Genomic DNA, 20,118 nt, shown 5'->3' with positions numbered 1-20,118 from the left:
AACGCGCATCCCTTTGGATAGCAGCATCCTTCTTCCGTTTCGTTTAGACCAATCACGGGCAAGACAATTTGCAACTCATTATCCGAGTTGCCAGCAATCCTGCCCCATGACCTGTCTCATGAGTAGAGTTCATCCCTAGCCGGGATGAACGAAACCGGCGGGGCATGAAATACCACCGCCGGTTCAATCCATTTATTAACGGCGCAGGCCGAGCTTTTCGATCAGCGTCTGGTAACGGCCCTGATCAATCTTCTTGAGGTAGTCAAGAAGGCTGCGGCGCGTCGATACGAGCTTGAGCAGACCACGGCGGGAATGGTTATCCTTCTTGTGGTCTTTGAAATGTTCGGTCAGGTTAACAATGCGCTCTGTGAGGACAGCAACCTGGACTTCCGGAGAACCGGTGTCGCCTGTCTTTGTACCATATTCAGAGATCAGTGCCTGCTTACGTTCAGCGGTAATCGACATCGTATATCCTTTCTTTTGAAGGGAAAACGGGATGCCCACGGCCGGGATGTCGTCCAGCGGGGGCCGGTTAAAGCGATAGCAAAGGCCACCGCTGCGGGCCGTATAGTCGAAAATGTGACAAATTACCAGCCGCAAATGATTCGAGCGCTTTTCAGCGGCGAACAGCGTGAAAGAACGGTTTGTTTCCATCTCAATCTTCTTAACCTACAAACAAATTCCGGCGGGAGCATGGCAGCGCCTGGATTATGACAAACCGCCTTTCCATAGTGGCTGCGCTTATCATCAAGCGGGAGTTTATCATGAACACCATCCATCAGGCGGCAGCGGTGGGGTTTGCTGCAAAAGCTGACAGCTATGTGCGTGGCCGTCCCGATTATCCGCCAGAGCTTGATGTCTGGTTGCGCGAGGAACTCCATTTGGCCCCGGGCAAGACCGTCGTCGATCTCGGTGCGGGCACCGGCAAATTCACGCTGCGCCTCATGACGACGTGTGCCAAGGTCATCGCCGTCGAACCGGTTGCGCAAATGCTGCAAAAGCTTGCGGAAAAACATCCTGATGTCACCACGAAGGACGGAACTGCAGAATCGATTCCACTGGCTGATAATTCGGTTGATGCGGTGGTCTGTGCGCAGGCCTTTCACTGGTTTGCCACCAAGGCAGCGCTGACGGAAATTCACCGTGTCCTCAAGCCGGGTGGCCATCTCGGGCTGATCTGGAACACACGCGATGAGAGCATTCCTTGGGTGGCAAAACTCGGGCGTATTTTCGCACCCTACGAAGGCGGAACACCGCGCCACTCCTCGGGTGAATGGAAAAAGCCATTTCCCTTCAATGGCTTCAGCGCGCTCAAGCAGCAGCGCTTTGCCAATAGCCATGTCGGCGCACCGGAAAATGTCATTGTCAATCGCGTGCTTTCTACCAGTTTTATCGCCGCCCTGCCCGCAGACGAGCAAGAGAAAGTTGCCGCCAGAGTGCGCACGCTCATTGCCAGCGAGCCCTCAACTGCCGGAAAAAGTGAAGTCACGTTACCCTATGAAACGGCCGCTTACAGTTGCATCAAGACCTGATATTGGCGAAGAAGGATCATCCCGCTGCATAGAGGAACTGAGCCCATCATGAATGACACGCCCGATATCCACCTTTTCTCCTATGGCACCTTGCAGCAAGAAGATGTGCAATTGTCGTCCTTCGGCCGCCGCCTTAGCGGTTCAAAGGATGCGATGCCGGGCTTCAAAAAATCAATGATCGAGATCACCGATCCTGATGTCATCAAGGCCAGCGGCAGCAATTTCCACCCCATTGTCGTGCCGAGCGAACATCAGGCCGATGAAGTGGATGGGACAGTGTTTGAAATTACAGCAAAGGAACTTGCCGCCGCCGATGCTTATGAGGTGTCAGACTACAAGCGCATTGAAGTGCAGTTGAAATCAGGGATTACGGCCTGGGTTTATGTGAAGGCCTGATGTCTATGAGATAGGTTGCAATACTATTGTGCGTGGTTCGACAAGCTCACCATGAGGGAGAGGAGTTGGCTGCAAAGCTAATCGGAATCATTGCAGAACCTGGCTCCCTGCAATCCTCACTCCCCCTCATCGTGAGCTTGTCGAACCACGTACACCGGGAATGCAACTGGCATAAAATCTTAGATCGTAAACACGCGCTTTGGATTGAACTGGCCGTGTTCGATAAAGCCGATAGCCAGAAGCTTGCCCTTGCTGGTTACGCAGGCTTTATCCGCTTCCACAGGCGCGTCGCGGCCACGCAGAATGACCGGATTGCCCATGCGGATGCGGTGGGCCTGATCATCGGACAGTGCCACCTGCGGCAAACTCTCGAGTGCCGCACCTGTATCAATCAGAAATGCATCCATCACGGAAAAGCGTGCGACGATAGCGTCATAGGAATGATCGCCGCCTTCCTCGTCCTCGGCAGGCGCGGGCGGATGTGCGGCTTCCAGCTCTTCGAGCGTGACAAAATCCTGCTCGTTGAACGGAGCGACCTCGATACGGCGCAGATCGGAAATATGGCCATAGCAGCCAAGCTCGCGGCCCATATCACGGGCGAGCGAACGCACATACGTGCCCTTCCCGCACTCGACTTCAAATATTGCCGTCGACGCGTCCGGTTGTTCGATCAAATCCAAGCGATCGATTTCGACTTCACGCGCAGGAATTTCGACCTCTTCGCCGCCACGCGCCAGATCATAAGCACGCTCGCCGGCGATCTTGATGGCGGAAAACTTTGGCGGGATCTGCTGGATCACACCCGTATAGGCAGGTAAAATAGCCTGGATTGCCGCCGCATCCGGACGATTGTCCGAGGTTACGGTGATCTCGCCTTCCATGTCATCGGTAGTGCGCTCGGCACCCCACGTGACAGTAAAACGGTAGATTTTAGTGCCATCCATGACGTAGGGAACCGTTTTGGTCGCTTCGCCCAACGCAATCGGCAACATGCCCGACGCGAGGGGATCCAGCGTTCCCGCATGCCCGGCCTTTTCGGCTTTGAACAGCCATTTGATCTTCGAAACAGCTTCGGTTGATCCCATGCCTTTCGGCTTGTCAAAGATCAGCCAGCCGGATACGGGCCGGCCTTTTTTCTTGCGCTGTCTCGACATTTAGTTGTTTCCGTTGCCGTCTGGGCCATGGCCCGGCACATCACCGGGATTGGGATCAATTTCGCCGTCATCATCGTGATGATCATGATGATCATCGAGGTCACGGGTCACCTCGGGCTTGCGCAGCAGCGCATCAATCTTGGCATAGTTGTCAAAGCTGGTGTCGATGCGGAAGCGAAATTCCGGCATGTATTTCATCTGGCGCAGATAGGAAGCAGCCTTGCCGCGAATGAATTTTGCGTGCTGGTTCAATGCTGCAATAACCGCATCACTGTCCTTCGCGCCAATAGGCGAGACGAAACAGGTGGCAATCTTCAGATCCGGCGACATGCGTACTTCGGAAATGGCAACAACGGCATTTTCCAACGTATCATCACGCACATCACCGCGCTGGAGCACCTGAGAAACCGCGTGGCGCACCTGCTCACTGACGCGCAACTGGCGTTGAGACGGTCCGGATGATGAAGCAAAACGAGACATATTCAATCGTATCCCAAGATACAGGAGATCGCCGGTTTTGGTCCGGCGATCCTGTTATCGATGATCTAAACGCTGCCCTTGCAAGGGCTTGGCATTAAAGCGAGCGGGTAATGTGTTCGACGCGGAACGCTTCGATCGTGTCGCCAGCGCGCATATCGTCGTAATTCTCGAACGCCATACCGCATTCCTGACCCGCAGGCACTTCGGAAACTTCGTCCTTGAAGCGCTTGAGCGTCTTGAGCTTGCCTTCGTGAATGACAACGTTGTCGCGGATAAGGCGCACGCCTGCACCACGTTCGACTTTGCCTTCCGTAACACGGCAACCGGCCACCTTGCCAACCTTGGTAATGTTGAAGACCTCGAGGATCTCCGCATTGCCGATGAAGGTTTCGCGGCGTTCCGGCGAAAGAAGACCGGACATGGCTGCTTTCACATCGTCCACGAGATCGTAGATGATGTTGTAGTAACGGATCTCGATGCCTTCACGCTCGGCCAGATCACGGGCCTGCTTGTTGGCACGGACGTTGAAGCCGATGATGGCGGCATTGGAGGCTTCCGCCAGCGCAATATCGCTTTCGGTGATACCGCCAGCACCCGAATGGATGATACGGGCCCGAACTTCCTCGGTTCCGAGCTTGTCCAGCGCACCGGCAATGGCTTCGATGGAACCCTGCACGTCGCCCTTGATGAGCAGCGGGAATTCCTTGAGGCCTGTCACCTGCAACTGGCTCATCATCTGTTCGAGCGAACCGCGCGATCCAGCCTGACGTGCGACAACCTTTTCACGGGCAAGACGTGTGCGATATTCGGAAATCTCGCGTGCCTTGGCTTCGCTCTCAACGACAGCGAAACGGTCACCGGCCTGCGGCGGGCCACCAAGACCGAGAACCTCAACCGGCATTGCCGGTCCGGCATCCTTCAGATTTTCGCCGCGATCATTGACGAGTGCGCGGACACGGCCCCATTCGCTGCCGGCAACAATGATGTCGCCTGGCTTGAGCGTGCCCTTCTGGACCAGAACGGTTGCAACCGAACCACGGCCGCGATCGAGCTTGGCTTCGATGACGACGCCTTCCGCTGTACGGGTCGGGTCAGCCTTGAGATCGAGAACTTCGGCCTGAAGCAGGATAGCTTCCAGCAGCTTGTCGAGACCAAGGCCTGTTTTGGCAGACACTTCCACGTCGAGCGTTTCACCGCCCATGGTTTCAACGAAGACTTCGTGCTGAAGCAAGCTGGTGCGAACCTTCTGCGGATCAGCCGACGGCTTGTCGATCTTGTTGATCGCCACGATGATCGGAACACCCGCTGCCTTGGCATGGTTGATCGATTCAATCGTCTGCGGCATCACGCTGTCATCGGCTGCAACAACAAGGATAGCAATATCCGTTGCCTGTGCACCACGGGCGCGCATCGCCGTAAAGGCCGCGTGACCAGGCGTATCGATGAACGTGATCTTGTGACCGTTCTGCTCGACCTGATAGGCGCCGATGTGCTGGGTGATGCCACCCGCTTCACCGGAAACCACATTGGCCTTGCGGATCGCATCGAGCAGCGATGTCTTGCCGTGATCGACGTGCCCCATGATGGTGACCACGGGCGGACGCGATATGAAGGAAGCCTGATCATCCTGCACATTGAAGATACCCTCTTCAACGTCGGATTCAGCAACACGGCGAACCGTATGGCCGAATTCTTCGGCAATCAGCTGCGCCATATCCGCATCGATCAGGTCGCCAGCTTTCATCATCTGGCCTTCCTTCATCAAGTACTTGATGACATCGACCGAACGCTCAGCCATACGCTGGGCGAGTTCCTGAATGGTGATGGTTTCTGGCAGAATAACTTCACGTGCGATTTTCTCACGCGTTTCCTGCTGCATGCCGCGCTTGAACTTTTCCTGGCGGCGACGCATGGCGGACAGCGAACGGCTGCGGCCTTCATCATTCAGCGCCGAGCCCAGTGTCAGCTTGCCACGACGGCGCTCGTCTTCACCCTTGACGACCTTGGGTGTGCGCACTTCCGGCTTGGCTGGAGCTGCACTGCTGTTGCCACGACGGGCGCCTGCAGGGCTTCCGCCGCGACGTTCTTCTTCTTCCTCAGCAACAGGCTTGCGCGGCACTGCTCCCTTGGGAGCAGCTTCTTCAGCGGCTTTGGCTGTTTCCGGCTGGCGCTTGCGGGCTTCTTCTTCCGAGCGATGCTTGGCTTCGGCTTCCTTGCGCAGACGCTCTTCTTCTTCGGCCTGACGGCGAGCAGAGGCTTCACGCTCCTGAGCGCGCAATGCATCTTCTTCTGCACGGCGGGCAGCTTCAACGGCAGCACGGGCGCGGTCTTCCGCATCGCGAACCTTTGAACCTTCCAATGCCTTGCGGCGGGCTTCAAGCTCGGCAGTCGACAGTGTGTTCAGAACCATGCCGGAACGGTCGTTCGGACGCGGACTGGCTGAACGGTATGGCTGCTGCTGTCCTGAACGCTGCGACTGGGCTGGAGCAGCGGGACGCGCGCTCACAGGTGCAGACGCTGCCGGTGCACTTGGTGCAGGGGCTGCCGGACGCGGCGCAGGGGCCGGTGCAGTGGTTGCCTGAACAGGCGCAGGCTGGGGAGCCGCTGGCCGTGCTGCTGCTGGCGGCGTCGAAGGCGCTGGCGCTGCTACAGGTGCCGGGGCTGGCGCCGCCGATACTGCGGGCGCTGGAGCTGGTGCCGGGGCAGCAGGGGGCGTTGCCTCCGGCTTCTGATCCGGCAGGCTAAACTTGCGCTTCTTTGTTTCAACGACAACAGACTTCGTGCGACCATGACTGAAATTCTGGCGCACTGTACTCTGTTCAACGCCAGGCCGCTTTATGGTCAGGGTCTTTTTATTGACGCCAAGCGTCTTGTCGTCTGTCGATTTTGTATCGCTCATTCCGTTTCCGTTTCCTTCGCGGCAGTTGCCGCTTTAGCGTCGGCCAGATCGGTGAGGCCATCGCGAAAATGCTGTAGCAGCCAAGCTCGTTTAACGAACCCGGCAGCTGCCTTCCCCTTGAGTACGGCAGCATGTATCACATTTACCCCGCCTAATGCCAAATCCATTTCACTGCTTTCGAACAATGAAAGGGCGGGAATATCTGGTCCGCCGGCATAAACTACCGAACGGCGGGCCTGGTCAAGCTTGCGAACGCCATCTTCCGCCGCTTCAAAGGCATGAAGAACCACCATCGCAGTACCGTTGCGGATGGCAGAATCCACTTTTGCGGCTCCTGTTACCACAACACCGGCCTTGCGCGCCAATCCAAAACTGCCCAGCGCAAACTTTACCAGCATCTGATCAACAACCAGCCCGAAATCCTCCGGGACAGTCACATTGGCCTTCAAAGCACGCGGAAAGAGTTTCCGCTTGACCGCTTCGTCTATATAGCGCCGCTCGGCTTTCACCCAGCAGCCCCGACCCGGAAGGGTGCGCTTCAAATCAGCGACAACCGTTCCATCCGGGCTGGCAACGAACCGGATCATGTCATCGACAGAACCGCCCTCACGCGTGACAATGCATGTCCTGTCGTTCATTTCCGGTTCCACGTACAAAGGTCTCTCGCTATCAGCCAGCGACCTCTTCATCCGGCACTTCGTCGGTTTCAACAGCAACCAGATCGTCTTCCGTGATCCAGCCTGCCTTGAGGCGCGCCGTCAGAATCATCTGCTCAGCTTCGGTACGGCTCACTTCAAAGGCCGACAGAATGCCCGAATGGCTGATCGTCTCGCCATCCTTGCGCTCGCGCCAGCCGGTCAATTCGTCCACCGCATAGCCGGCAAAATCGTCAACCGTCTTCACACCGTCTTCGCCGACAGCAACCAGAATGGCATTGGTCATGCCAGGCAGGTCACGCAGTTCGTCCGTAACACCGAGTTCCTTGCGACGCGCATCACGTTCCGCTTCGATGCGGCCGAGATATTCCTGTGCACGCTGCTGGATTTCGCTGGCGGTTTCCTCATCGAAACCATCGATGGAGGAAATTTCGTCGCCATCTACATAGGCGATTTCTTCGACGCTGGCAAAACCTTCCGAAGCAAGAACCTGACCAACCATCTCGTCGACATCAAGTGCTTCCATGAACAGGTTGGACCGTTCAACGAATTCCTTCTGGCGGCGTTCGGATTCTTCCTGCTCGGTGAGGATATCAATATCCCAGCCGGTAAGCTGGGAAGCAAGACGGACATTCTGGCCGCGACGGCCAATTGCCAGGGATAGTTGGTCATCCGGAACGACAACTTCAATACGTTCCGCATCTTCATCCAGAACAACCTTGGAAACTTCTGCCGGCTGCAAGGCATTGACGATGAACGAAGCCGGCTCAGGCGACCATGGAATGATGTCGATCTTCTCGCCCTGCAATTCGCCGACAACCGCCTGAACGCGCGAACCGCGCATACCGACGCAGGCACCGACAGGATCAATCGAGGAATCGCGGGAAATCACGGCGATCTTCGCACGGGAACCCGGGTCACGGGCAACCGACTTGATCTCGATGATGCCGTCATAAATTTCCGGCACTTCCATGGTGAAAAGTTTTGCCATGAACTGCGGATGGGTGCGGCTCAGGAAAATCTGCGGTCCGCGCTGTTCGCGGCGCACATCATAGACATAGGCACGAACGCGGTCGCCATAGCGGAATGTTTCGCGGGGGATCAGTTCGTCGCGGCGCACAATGGCTTCACCGCGGCCCAGATCAACGATCACATTGCCATATTCAACGCGCTTGACGCTGCCGTTGATGATTTCACCGACGCGATCCTTGTATTCGTCATACTGGCGGTCACGCTCGGCTTCGCGCACTTTCTGCACGATAACCTGCTTGGCGGACTGGGCAGCGATACGGCCGAAATCCATTGGCGGCAGCTGGTCAGCGAGGAAATCGCCAGGCTGGGCATCAGGGTTGCGGTCGCGCGCAGCATCCATGCCGATCTGCGTAACTGGGTCTTCGACATTATCGACGACTTCAAGGAGACGCTGCAGCTTAATCTCGCCTGTTTTGGCGTTGATATCGGCGCGGATATTGGTTTCCTGACCGTAACGCGAGCGGGCGGCTTTCTGAATGGCGTCGGCCATTGCCGCAATAACGATCTCGCGGTCAATTGACTTCTCGCGGGCCACCGCATCGGCGATCTGCAGAAGTTCCAGCCTGTTTGCACTCACTGCCATGTTCTTCTCCTTGAAGTTCCCCTTGGGGTTCACCGCACCGCTTCTCCCGCGGGCGTATGAAAGATCAATCCTGTTTGGTCTGTTCCGCGTCAGCGGATTCGGTCTCGTCTGTTCCGTCAGCGCCGTCCGCCGGAATACGGCCTTCGCGCAAATCCTTATCGCGGCGCAGAGCATCACGGATAAGATCGTCGGTCAGCATCAGGCGTGCGTCCGAGATCAGCTCGAACGGCACTTCAACCACCGGCTCATCACCATAACTCGCCTGATCGCTCTCTATCGTGACAGCATCTGCTGTAACCGCTGCAATACGGCCGCGGAATTTCTTGCGTCCGCCGAGCACAGTCGACGTATCAACTTTTGCGATGTGACCGGTCCATGTAACGAAGTCCGACTTGCGTACCAGCGGGCGATCAATGCCGGGCGATGAAACTTCCAGATGGTAATGACGGTCGATCGGATCTTCCACATCGAGCACAGGCGACATTGTCCGGCTGACCAGTTCGCAATCTTCAACGGTCATTGTGCCGTCGAAGCGCTCGGTCATGATCTGCAATGTCAGGCCATTCAGCCCGGAAAGCTTGACCCGGACGAGGCGGAAACCGATGGATTCGAGCACGGGCTCGATAATACCGGCAACACGGGCGTCAACGCCTGTCTCGGTTATAATACGTTCTTCATGCACAGCTGTTTCAGCCGTTTCATGATCTGTTTTGGTGCCGTCTGTCACGCAAGAATTTTCCCTGTTTCGGCCCCAAGAAACAAAAAAGAGCGGGACCTGTGTGGACCCACCCCTGTTCTATCGACCAAGAATATAAGTTCTATATACCGAATTGGCATGAGAGTTTCAAGGTCGAAGACGAACTTTGTCCCAAGGTGCTGAGCGCATGCAGTTGGGGTCGATCAAAGCTCCACCGCCGGCTGCTTGTCCTCAGCCCATCGAACTGGCGGAAGCTTTGCCCGCATCGCGTCCGGCAACGGAGCCAGAACTGCCCGGCGAAAGAACGGCCAGCCAACACCAATCACGAGAACGACCAGCCCGACTATGAAGAGAATCACGAAGACATATCCACCAGGATTTGCTCCCGACTCCTTGAAAAGCCGGGCCAGAGCGACACCAAGCGAAACGAGGCCCGCTGTGACAAACGCCCTGCGATCGATCACCAATCCAACAAGCATCAGCACCAAGACGACAGCGATGACAATAAACGCATCGGATGTGTGTGTGCTGGCCAGGGTGAATGTAGCTGACCCGCTCTGCATCGTGAAAATAACGGATACGATGGCGTAGAGCAAAGCCGGTGCAGTGCTGAGATGCAGCCAGAATGCCACGTCGGAATTGCGCGTTTCGCGCAGCGGATCTTTGAGATCAAATCGCATGGCCACGGCAAACAGACTTAAGGCCGCAATCAAGAACAGCAGCGAAGATATCAGGCTGTGCTCAAGGATGAAATTCGACGATCCCGTGAGCTTCGAAAGAAGAGACAGGATGAGAACAGTACAAACAGCAAGCGCCGAGCCAAGAGTTGCGGCCAGAGACAGGGGAATGCGATAACGCCAATAGAAAACCGCCAACAAAACCGGAAACGGCACCATAACGACCAAAATCTGCATCATATCACTCAGATTTTTAAGTCCGTCGGGATAATACGATACCTCTGCCGCCGCTATTGCCACTGTCCACGCAGCCGTCAAAGCAACCGCTGGCAGCGCCAACCGTTCGCGGCGCACAAGAATTTCGGCAAGAATGATAATCGCGACGAAAACGGGGATGATCGACGCAATACCCCATATGCCAACGAGTGCAACAATGACACCGATTGTTATGAGGATATCATGGAAGCCCCGCACGAACCGCGGTGTTTCAGTGTCAACCACCTCACCCAATACGTCCTCATGGTGGGCGGAACGCACATCATCGGCTCGAACACCTCTTTCCGTGAGATACGGAGCAAGCTTTTCTGCCTGATCTATTGAAATAATTCCGTCGCCAGCAGCTTCACTAAGAACAGATTTCAGATCGTGCATGGTGTCTATCGCCCCGAGGCTCATTGAATGGCAGGTAAGCGCACCACTGCTAGCACTAACGCAACTGCGGCTCAATATCGCCATTTGACGGACAAAAGCCCCGAAAATCAGTAGAGCAAGTTTTGTTTATTTGGAGCCGTTCTGCCGGAGGGAATTTGTGGGCAAGGTCAAGGGGTTTGACAAGACCGATGTTTACCCATCGGGCGAAGTCAAAGCCCGCAGAAATTGACCCAAATTCACCCGGCCCTTCGGGGTTTCCGGCTGGCGGACACCCACTTTGTCAGGCAGCTTCGTCCGATGGGTAACATCGGCCTTGCTACCTTCCGCGTTGATTGCCTCGCCATCCGAGAAACAGAACTGGCTTCGAATAAACAAAATTTGCTCTAACCCTCCGATTTTGCATGGCTGCCCTGCACAATCAGGCCTAACGAATTTGGTCAGTCTCACCTATTTATGTTGCATCGCAATATAGATGCGAAAGGAATGAGCCATGACCAAGAGACATATGCCCAACAAGATCACCCGCTTCCTCAATGTATTCGGCAGTGCCGTTGCTGTTGCTTCTGCAACGCGTATCGGTCACCAGCCGGTTGCCTCGGATTTGCGTAATCTTGGCATTGACCCTGTTCAGTTCAGCGCTATCCACCGGAACTAATATAAGTACCGGTGGACTGGGCTGATCGCTGATCAGTCTTCGTTTGCCGCAAGCTGCGAAAGCACCTTGCCCTTGCCGCGCGCGCGCATAATCAGCGGCACGGCCACAGCACAAACAGCCAGCACAAGCAGAATGATCGCAATGGGCGAACCCACCAGAACGGTGACGTCGCCCTGACTGATCGCAAGTGCGCGGCGCAATTGCTGTTCGGCCATCGGTCCCAAAATCAGACCGACAACCACTGGCGCAATCGGATAACCGAAGCGGCGCAGGATATATCCCAGAATACCGAAGACAAGCAGCATGCCGAGTTCAAACGTCGACGGGTTGGCGCCAATGGTGCCCAGCGTCGCAAACACGAGAATGCCCGCATAGAGCCAATGCCGGGGGATCGACAGCAGTCGCACCCAGAGGCCAATCAGCGGCAGGTTCAATACCAGCAGCATGAAATTTGCAACCAGCAGGCTGGCAATCAATCCCCAGACGATCTGCGGATTCGTGGCAAACAACAGTGGTCCCGGCTGCAAGCCGAACTGCTGGAAGCCTGCAAGCATGATGGCCGCCGTCGCCGTTGTCGGCAAACCCAGCGTCAGCAACGGAACCAGTGTACCAGCTGCCGAAGCATTGTTGGCCGCTTCCGGACCAGCAACGCCTTCAATCGCACCATGGCCGAACTCTTCCGGCTTCTTTGCCAATTGCTTTTCCACCGAATAGGACAGAAACGTGCCAATCTCGGCACCACCTGCGGGCATCGCACCAATCGGAAAGCCGATAAGCGTGCCACGCAACCATGGCTTCCACGAACGTGACCAGTCTTCCCTGTTCATCCAGACAGAACCTTTGACCGGCTCGATCTTTTCATCACCGCCATAACGCGCTGCGGCAACGCTGAGTGTTTCACCGATAGCGAACAGCGCAACGGCAAGAGTTGTCACCTCCACACCATCCAGCAAATCCGGAATTCCAAAAGCCAGACGCGCCTGCCCGGTCTGCAGATCAATACCGATCAGGCCAAGTGCAAGGCCAAGAAACAAGGCGGTCAGACCGCGCAGGGTTGAATCGCCAAATGCCGCTGAAACGGTCATGAAGGCGAGAATCATCAGAGCGAAATATTCCGCTGGCCCAAAGGACAGCGCGAACTTGACAATAGTCGGTGCAATCAGCGCCAGGCCGAGCGTCGCAATCAAGCCGGCAACAAACGAGCCGATGGCTGCGGTGGCCAATGCTGGCCCGCCTCGCCCGGCGCGGGCCATCTTGTTGCCCTCCAGCGCGGTAACGATGGAAGCGCTTTCACCCGGTGTGTTCAACAGGATCGAGGTAGTCGATCCGCCATACATGCCGCCGTAGTAAATGCCCGCGAACATAATGAGTGATCCGGCAGGGTCGAGCTTGTAAGTAACCGGAAGCAACAGAGCGACGGTCAGTGCCGGTCCAATGCCGGGCAGAACCCCAACAGCCGTGCCGAGCGTGACGCCGACCAGAGCGTAGAAGAGGTTCATCGGCTCCAGTGCAACAAGGAAGCCGTGGGCCAAAAGAGTAAATGTATCCATGGCAGTTGTGCCTTTTAAATGAGGTGCTCAAGCGGCCCGGCTGGAAGTGATAATTGCAGGCCCTTGGCAAAAATAATCCAGACGACAAAGGAAAGGACAATGCCGATCGGTATGGTCATCCAAAGCGGCCCTTTACCGAAGCCACGCGCCGTCGCTGCAAACAGCAGACCGGTAGCAATGGAAAATCCAACCGTGTTCAACAGCAGCATCTGGGCTGCAAGTCCGCCGACAATCCAGAAAACAGGGCCGTATTCCTGCTCTTCACGCGCGGGGAAATCACCACGCCACGCTTCAACAGCAGTCCAGATGGCAAGCACAAACAAACATCCTGAGATGGCATAAGGGAACGCGCCCGGCCCAATGCGGGTACTACTGCCGCCATGGGCAGTCGCAGTGCTGTAAACGATCACCGCCGCAATAATGGCAAGAACGGCGGCAATGGCCAGCGCCGCCCGATCAGGGCGGCGCGTTTCGGAAGCAGGTGACTCGTGTGTCATTTTACCAGACCGATATCTTTCAAGATGGCAGATGTTGCGTCGGTGTCCTTGGCCAGCTGCGTCTTGAATGCATCGCCAGCAAGATAGGTGTCAGCCCAGCCCTTGGCGGTCAGCTGATCCTGCCATGTCTTGGATTTTACCATCTTTTCCACATCAGCACCGATTGCCGCTTCCTGTTCCTTGGAGATGCCGGGAGCTGCAGCAACCATGCGCCAATTCTGGATGCTGACGTCAACGCCACCTTCCTTGAAAGTTGGCGCATCGACACCAGCAACCTTGGCATCGCTGGAGATGCCGATGATACGCAATGTGCCAGCCTTGATCTGTGACTCGAACTCGCCATAGCCGGAAATACCGACGGTGACCTGATTGCCAAGAATAGCAGCCAGCGCTTCACCGCCACCGGAGAAGGCGATGTAATTGACCTTGGTCGGGTCAACACCTGCCGCTTTGGCGATCAGTCCAGCCGTGATGTGGTCTGTACCACCGGCTGAGCCACCACCCCAGGACACTGCGCCCGGATCAGCCTTCAGCTTTTCAACGAGGTCCGCCATGGTCTTGATCGGTGAGGCGGCAGGAACAACCAGCGCTTCAAATTCACCGGTCAGGCGCGCAATCGGCGTGACTTGTGACAGATTGACGGGCGATGCATTGGTGAGAATAGCGCCAACCATGACATAGCCGCCGACGATCAGCTGTGCCGGATCACCCTTTGCCGAGTTGGCAAACTGGGCAAGGCCGATAGTACCACCGGCACCTGGAACATTGACAACCTGAACGCTGCCGGAAATCTTTTCGTCCTGCAACACGGTCTGGATCGTGCGGGCGGTCTGATCCCAGCCACCACCCGGCGCAGCGGGTGCCATGATCTTGTAGTCTGCAGCGAATGCATGACCGGACAGAACCATTGCTCCTGAAGCAACGAAAGCAAGCAACATTTTACGCATGTGTAGAAATCCTCCCGTGACGGCATTTTGCCGTCTGTTTTGCTCGATCTTTGAAGAAGCCGGGAGGCGGCGACAATCAAAGCTTGAATTGGCGGCAAGCGGCCAGTTCAACGTACAGCACTATTTCTAGGACAGCCTCCCAGCGGTCTCCTCATGCTCAAATTGATATGAGAAAACTGTCTGGAAGCTGTCATGTCGAATGAAAGACGCACCAATATCGCCGTATTGGCGCAATGCGGCGCTCTCAGCGGCGCAAAAAGGTCAGATATGCTCCAATACGGCTCTCGCGGTGGGCCTTCTGCTCATAACGCGTACCGGGCCACGCCTCATAGGGCGTGTGCCAGTCGGCGGAGGTTTCCGCCTGCCAGTCAAACTCGCTGTGTTCGCGGCAGTGCTGCAACGTCCAATTGACATAGGTATCGATGTCGGACGCAAAGCGGAAAGGGCTGCCCGGCCGCAGAACGCGGGCAAAACGGTCCAGATTTTTCTGGCTGACAAAACGCCGTTTCCAGTGCTTCTTCTTGGGCCATGGATCGGGATAGAACAGATCGATGCCGTCGAGCGATGCTTCCGGCAGCCAGTCCAGCACCTGCGTTGCATCGTCATCGTAAAGGCGAATATTCTCGAGCGGATTTTCGTGCAGGTCGACAACCAGCTTCGCCATGCTGTTGACGAAGGGTTCGACGCCAATAAAGCCGGATTTGGGGAAACGGGCAGCCTCGTGCAGCAGATGCTCGCCGCCACCGAAACCGATTTCCAATCGGACCTTATCGACCTCCGCAGTAAAGAGGCTGCGGAGGTCAGAGGGTGCTGATGATGACAGATCGAGCTTGAGCAGCGGCAACAGTTCATCGCGAATGGACCGTTGCAACGGCCGTAGTGTCTTGCCATTGCGTCTGCCGAAAAAGGCTTCCGTTGAACGCTCGCGCCTTGGCTCTTCTTCGTCTGTCATCATAACTTTCGTACTGGCAGCTTAGGCAGCCAGAGCGGATTTCAACTGCTTGGCGAGATCGGTCTTCTCCCAGGAGAAGGAACCATCACGGCCCGGCTTGCGGCCGAAATGGCCGTAGGCGGATGTTTTGGCATAGATCGGCTTGTTGAGATCCAGATGTTTGCGGATGCCGGTTGGGGAAAGATCCATGACCTTACGCAGTGCACCTTCAACTGCGTCCTCGCTTACGGAACCGGTTCCGTGCAGATCGACATAGACCGACAGAGGCTGAGCAACACCGATGGCATAGGACAGCTGGATCGTGCAACGGTCGGCAAAACCGGCAGCCACAACATTCTTGGCAAGATAACGCGCAGCATAGGCAGCCGACCGGTCAACCTTGGTCGTGTCCTTGCCGGAGAAAGCACCGCCGCCATGTGGGGCCGCACCGCCGTAAGTATCCACGATGATCTTGCGGCCTGTCAGGCCCGCATCCCCATCCGGTCCGCCGATAACGAACTTACCGGTCGGGTTGATGTACCAAACGCAGCTATCGGCAATCTTGAGTTCACCCAGCGCTTCGCGGATATAGGGCTCGACAACCTGACGAACCTTCTTGGAATCCCAGCTGGCATCAAGATGCTGTGTCGACAGAACGATCTGCGTGGCTTCGGCAGCGACACCGTCCACATAGCGCACGGTGACCTGGCTCTTGGCATCCGGACCAAGCCGACCGGCTTCGCCTTCACCCTTGTGACGGGCAGCAGCCAGAAGCTCAAGAATCTTGTGGGAATAGTAGATTGGTGCCGGCATCAGATCCGGGGTTTCGCGGCAGGCGTAACCAAACATGATACCCTGATCGCCCGCGCCTTCTTCGCCTTGACGGTCGGCAGCATTGTCTACGCCCTGTGCAATGTCAGCAGACTGCGGATGCAGGAGCACATCAATCTTGGCTGTCTTCCAGCTGAAACCTTCCTGCTCGTAACCGATGTCACGGATCGCACGGCGGGCAGCGGCGCGGAACCGTGACGGATTGATAACCGGATGGCCCTTGGCGTCATGCACCACGGCACCATTCTTGTCCTTCTTAAGGAGCGTATCAGGTACGCGCACTTCGCCGGCAATAACGACGCGGTTGGTTGTGGCCAATGTTTCGCAAGCAATACGCACCGTCCACGGATCAACGCCCGTCTTCTTTGCTTCCTTGTAGATCATGTCGACGATTTCATCGGAGATGCGGTCGCAAACTTTATCTGGATGACCCTCCGATACAGATTCACTGGTAAAAAGGTAAGAACTGCGTGTCACGGGAAACCCCTCTTGAAAACAATCGTATGCCTGCTCTGCTCAGATCAAGCCTGCGTAGTGTTTGCCAAGGTCAAGAGTTCCAGTCAATTGCTTTCGTTTTCAAACAAACAGCAATGTAGGAATTTTTTCTCGAATCCGAAAGAAAGATCAAACTGCAAACGAGCTTTAACGCCACAAGGACGAAAACCGACAAATATGGACAAAAACTGTGATTGCAGGCTTACTCTTCTTCGTGACTCAACGTACGCACAAGATCGAGGATCTTGCGGCGAATCTTGGGATCACCAATTTTGGCAAAAGCGCGCGCGAGCTGAATGCCTTCGGAACTGTTGAGAAAACCGACCACATAGGTTGTGTCCGATTCCTCCTCAAAACCTTTGGGCTTGTCCGGCTGGTCAGGCATATCGTCAAAAAAGAACGTGACAGGTACATTGAGCACGTTGCCAATGGCTTGCAGACGGCTGGCGCCAACACGGTTGACACCCTTCTCGTACTTCTGAATTTGCTGAAAAGTAATACCCAGGCTCTCGCCTAGTTTTTCCTGACTAAGACCGACCATGTTCCGGCGCAAACGAATACGGGCGCCGACATGGACGTCAACAGGGTTGGGTCGCTTTTTATTATCGGGCATGAAAATCTCATTTGTATGAAATGGGGCTGAAAACTAATTTTATCATCAATGTATCAACAGACCAAATATATAGGTCATACGATAGCGCAAAGGCACAAAAGTCAACCAATACGCCTTCTATCGCGGGAAAAATACGCTATTACGGCCACAAAAAGCGCGCCGAGTACAATCAGAAATTGCAATCTCCGTAAGTGTTCACTTAATGGTAGTTGTACCTTACCCGGAAGCGTTGCATCAATCACACCGACTGCATCGAGCGCAAGGGCATCAATGATTCGACCGTAAGGGTCAACAACTGCCGAAAGTCCATTATTGGCAGCACGTACAAGTGGCAATCCCTGCTCGACGGCGCGCAATTGCGCCTGCCGGAAATGCTGATAAGGCCCCGGCGTATCGCCATACCAGGCATCATTGGTGACATTTATGATGGCATCCGCAGAAGCGCCCTGATAGCCCAATTCAGCAGGGAAAATCGCCTCGTAACAGATCAGCGGCAAGGCAGTGAAATTGCTCGTCACTTGCATGGATCGACGCGTGACGGCCGGGGTGAAACCACCCGGCATTTCTACAACCTCACTCAATCCCAAGCTGCGTAGTATATTTTCGAGCGGCAGGTACTCGCCGAAGGGTACCAAATGCAACTTATCTGCCGCAGCGGTGATCTCACCGGCATCATTTATCGCATAGATTGTGTTGTAGTAGAGCGGCATTTGCCCAATGCCCGGCTCTTCCATGCGGATCGCACCCGCGAGCAGGACCTGCCCGTCTGTCAACGTATCGCCAATCGCCTGCAGGGCATCGGGCGTCTTGGTCAGAATGTAAGGAACGGCTGTCTCCGGCCATACGATAATCTGCGGCTTCGGAGCACCACTTCTGGGGGCCTCTGCGCTAAGGGCCAGATATTTGTCGAGAATGTCCCGGCGGGCCTCCGCATCGAATTTGAGGTCCTGCGCGATCGACGGCTGGACAATGCGGACATTCGGGCCCTTTGCCACCAGATTGGCCGTGTGCAGTCGGTAAAAACCGTATCCGACATGGGCGCAGACCAGAACAAGTGCAACGACAAACCCCGTCTTGAGATCACGCTTGCCTGCCAGCAGAGACGGTAAGGAAAACACGAGAACTGCGAGCGCATTCATCCCCAGCAGACCAACAATAACGGAAGACTGCATCAGCACCGGTACCGGCATGGCGGCATAGCCGATGGCATTCCACGGAAAACCGGTGAGAACAAAGGAGCGCAGCCATTCCGTCACACCGAAGGCAAAGGACAGCGACAGAATACGGCCAAGTCCCTCGCTCCAGAACAGCCGCGCCAGCGCCGCAGCAAAAGCGTAGAAAATAGCAAGAACGGCGGGAAGTCCAAGGACGGCCAAGGGAATTGCCCAGGCAAAATTGACGGCGTCCACCATCAGAGCATTGCCAAGCCACCACAGACCAAAGACAAAATATCCGAAGCCGAACCACCAGCCGATCATGGCGGCGGGCAAAAGCCTGCGGATTGGCCCGGCGCCTGCATTGTCCACGGCGCCATCAATCAACCAGACGAGGACGGGGAACGAAATGAAACAGACGGCGAAAAAATCATAGGGCGGCAAGGCAAAGCTTGCCAAGGCCCCCATGAGGAACGCCAGCGCGATGCGCTTCCATCCCCATAGCAAGATGATTTTTCCGGCCAGACGCTGGATCATCCCGAGCCTCACCCTTTCTGATTTTTCCTCAGTCCTAGCGGGTGAGACTTGCGCCAATCATTCGTCCATTTCGGCCGGTTCGTTGGCAGTCCCTTGCCGCGGGGTGCGCGGGCGGCGTTCCGCATGGCGCAATGGCACAATGCGCACCTTGCGAATGCGGCGTGGATCAGCTTCGAGCACGTGGAATTCGTAGCCCGGCACTGCCTGCACCATTTCGCCGCGTACCGGGATGCGTCCCAGAATCGAGAAGATCAGGCCGCCAACCGTATCAACGTCTTCCCCATGTTCACCAACAATGAAACCGGCACCAATTTTGCTGGAAACCTCATCAAGATCGGCGCGCGCATCGGCAACAAAGACGCCTTCCGGCTCTTCGATCAGCATGACTTCATCATCGTCATGCTCATCTTCAATGTTGCCGACGACCATTTCAACAATGTCTTCCAGCGAAACCAGACCGTCCGTCCCGCCATATTCATCGATAACAAGCGCAATCTGGATACGCTGCGCCTGCATCCGGCCCATCAGATCATTAGCCAGCATCGAAGGCGGCACAAACAGAATCGGCCGCATGAGGCTGAGTTCGGCAATTGTCTTGGTCAGATCCACATTGGCCAGATTGAACTTGGCTGCAACTGGGGCTTTGGGCGCCTTGGCGGACGCCCGACGCTGAACCTTCACCCGGGAAATCTTGGTGATGTGGTTGACCACGTCGCGAATGTGCACCATGCCCCGCGGATCATCCAGCGTTTCGGCAAACACCGGCATGCGCGAGTGGCCTGACTTTTCAAAGACCTCCAGCAGATCGCCCAGCGTTGTGGTGATATCCACAGCTTCGATATCGGAGCGCGGAATCATGACATCCTCAACCCGCAATTCGCGCAGGCGCAGAATGTTGTGGAGCATGGCGCGCTCTTCCGGCGAGAACGCCGTGTCGCCATGGTCAGTTCCCGCCAGCGCCGCGTCGATATCCTCTCGCAAGGATGTACCCGGCCGGGCACGCAGGAATGGAAATATTGCGGTGAGAAGCGAGCGCTTTTCAGTGGCGGGCGCTCTGGTGCTACTTTGCCCCTCGGCGTCACTCTCCTGCCCGGTTAAGCCTTTGGAAGGCGCGGCAGGATCGTTCTGGTGCGACGTGTCAGACATGGTCC

General features: G+C 56.0%; 18 protein-coding genes and 1 pseudogene. 3 read left to right on the top strand and 16 right to left on the bottom strand.

All coding sequences use genetic code 11. The features are described 5' to 3' along the window. Positions 1–195: 195 nt before the first annotated feature. A pseudogene (gene rpsO, locus HB779_RS25650) lies at positions 196–569 on the bottom strand (30S ribosomal protein S15). Between the two features lie 195 nt (positions 570–764). Here rpsO and HB779_RS07420 point away from each other — a divergent pair. After that, positions 765–1,532, top strand: a complete 768-nt coding sequence (locus HB779_RS07420) for a class I SAM-dependent methyltransferase (RefSeq protein ID WP_188345107.1) — start codon at positions 765–767, stop codon at positions 1,530–1,532. Between the two features lie 48 nt (positions 1,533–1,580). Continuing rightward, on the top strand, positions 1,581–1,928 hold the full coding sequence (locus tag HB779_RS07415) for a gamma-glutamylcyclotransferase family protein (RefSeq protein ID WP_188345106.1): 348 nt from the start codon (positions 1,581–1,583) through the stop codon (positions 1,926–1,928). Between the two features lie 179 nt (positions 1,929–2,107). Here the strand turns inward: HB779_RS07415 and truB are convergent, their stop codons facing one another. The 7 genes from truB to HB779_RS07380 form a co-directional block, all read right to left on the bottom strand. Further along, positions 2,108–3,082, bottom strand: a complete 975-nt coding sequence (gene truB / locus HB779_RS07410; RefSeq protein ID WP_188345105.1) for a tRNA pseudouridine(55) synthase TruB — start codon at positions 3,080–3,082, stop codon at positions 2,108–2,110. Next, positions 3,083–3,562: a 30S ribosome-binding factor RbfA gene (gene rbfA / locus HB779_RS07405; protein ID WP_188345104.1), complete on the bottom strand. Its 480-nt coding sequence runs from the start codon at positions 3,560–3,562 to the stop codon at positions 3,083–3,085. Between the two features lie 94 nt (positions 3,563–3,656). Continuing rightward, entirely contained in the window at positions 3,657–6,461 is a 2,805-nt protein-coding gene (gene infB / locus HB779_RS07400) for a translation initiation factor IF-2 (protein ID WP_188345103.1), read from the bottom strand. Further along, positions 6,458–7,099 (bottom strand): RNA-binding protein, encoded by a 642-nt coding sequence (locus HB779_RS07395; RefSeq protein ID WP_188345102.1) that lies wholly within the window; start codon positions 7,097–7,099, stop codon positions 6,458–6,460. The genes infB and HB779_RS07395 overlap by 4 nt, the downstream gene beginning before the upstream one ends. Before the next feature lie 31 nt (positions 7,100–7,130). Then, positions 7,131–8,732, bottom strand: coding sequence for a transcription termination factor NusA (gene nusA, locus HB779_RS07390; RefSeq protein WP_188345101.1), 1,602 nt, complete (start codon positions 8,730–8,732; stop codon positions 7,131–7,133). 64 nt (positions 8,733–8,796) lie between these two features. Beyond that, on the bottom strand, positions 8,797–9,459 hold the full coding sequence (rimP, locus tag HB779_RS07385; protein ID WP_188345100.1) for a ribosome maturation factor RimP: 663 nt from the start codon (positions 9,457–9,459) through the stop codon (positions 8,797–8,799). Positions 9,460–9,632: 173 nt separating this feature from the next. Further along, entirely contained in the window at positions 9,633–10,757 is a 1,125-nt protein-coding gene (locus HB779_RS07380; RefSeq protein WP_188345099.1) for a hypothetical protein, read from the bottom strand. Between the two features lie 490 nt (positions 10,758–11,247). Here HB779_RS07380 and HB779_RS07375 point away from each other — a divergent pair, with 490 nt between their 5' ends. Beyond that, on the top strand, positions 11,248–11,412 hold the full coding sequence (locus tag HB779_RS07375; RefSeq protein WP_188345098.1) for a hypothetical protein: 165 nt from the start codon (positions 11,248–11,250) through the stop codon (positions 11,410–11,412). A 32-nt stretch (positions 11,413–11,444) separates the two neighbouring features. Here the strand turns inward: HB779_RS07375 and HB779_RS07370 are convergent, their stop codons facing one another. From HB779_RS07370 to HB779_RS07335, 8 genes are all read right to left on the bottom strand, one after another. Continuing rightward, on the bottom strand, positions 11,445–12,962 hold the full coding sequence (locus tag HB779_RS07370) for a tripartite tricarboxylate transporter permease (RefSeq protein ID WP_188345097.1): 1,518 nt from the start codon (positions 12,960–12,962) through the stop codon (positions 11,445–11,447). 14 nt (positions 12,963–12,976) lie between these two features. Next, positions 12,977–13,459 (bottom strand): tripartite tricarboxylate transporter TctB family protein, encoded by a 483-nt coding sequence (locus HB779_RS07365; RefSeq protein ID WP_188345096.1) that lies wholly within the window; start codon positions 13,457–13,459, stop codon positions 12,977–12,979. Further along, positions 13,456–14,406: a tripartite tricarboxylate transporter substrate binding protein gene (locus HB779_RS07360; RefSeq protein ID WP_188345095.1), complete on the bottom strand. Its 951-nt coding sequence runs from the start codon at positions 14,404–14,406 to the stop codon at positions 13,456–13,458. Before HB779_RS07360 ends, HB779_RS07365 begins: the two co-directional genes overlap by 4 nt. Before the next feature lie 244 nt (positions 14,407–14,650). Next, positions 14,651–15,358: a tRNA (guanosine(46)-N(7))-methyltransferase TrmB gene (locus HB779_RS07355; RefSeq protein WP_188345094.1), complete on the bottom strand. Its 708-nt coding sequence runs from the start codon at positions 15,356–15,358 to the stop codon at positions 14,651–14,653. A 21-nt stretch (positions 15,359–15,379) separates the two neighbouring features. Next, positions 15,380–16,645, bottom strand: a complete 1,266-nt coding sequence (metK, locus tag HB779_RS07350) for a methionine adenosyltransferase (RefSeq protein WP_188345093.1) — start codon at positions 16,643–16,645, stop codon at positions 15,380–15,382. Positions 16,646–16,865: 220 nt separating this feature from the next. Further along, positions 16,866–17,276 (bottom strand): helix-turn-helix domain-containing protein, encoded by a 411-nt coding sequence (locus HB779_RS07345; RefSeq protein WP_188345092.1) that lies wholly within the window; start codon positions 17,274–17,276, stop codon positions 16,866–16,868. A 101-nt stretch (positions 17,277–17,377) separates the two neighbouring features. Next, positions 17,378–18,967, bottom strand: coding sequence for an apolipoprotein N-acyltransferase (lnt, locus tag HB779_RS07340; RefSeq protein ID WP_188345091.1), 1,590 nt, complete (start codon positions 18,965–18,967; stop codon positions 17,378–17,380). Between the two features lie 57 nt (positions 18,968–19,024). Continuing rightward, positions 19,025–20,113 (bottom strand): hemolysin family protein, encoded by a 1,089-nt coding sequence (locus HB779_RS07335; RefSeq protein ID WP_188345090.1) that lies wholly within the window; start codon positions 20,111–20,113, stop codon positions 19,025–19,027. Between the last annotated feature and the right edge of the window lie 5 nt (positions 20,114–20,118).

This window comes from Phyllobacterium sp. 628 (genome assembly GCF_014189505.1).
GTDB lineage: Bacteria > Pseudomonadota > Alphaproteobacteria > Rhizobiales > Rhizobiaceae > Phyllobacterium.
Note: the sequence above shows the minus strand (reverse complement) of the source record. Positions and strands in the feature narration are given on the sequence as shown.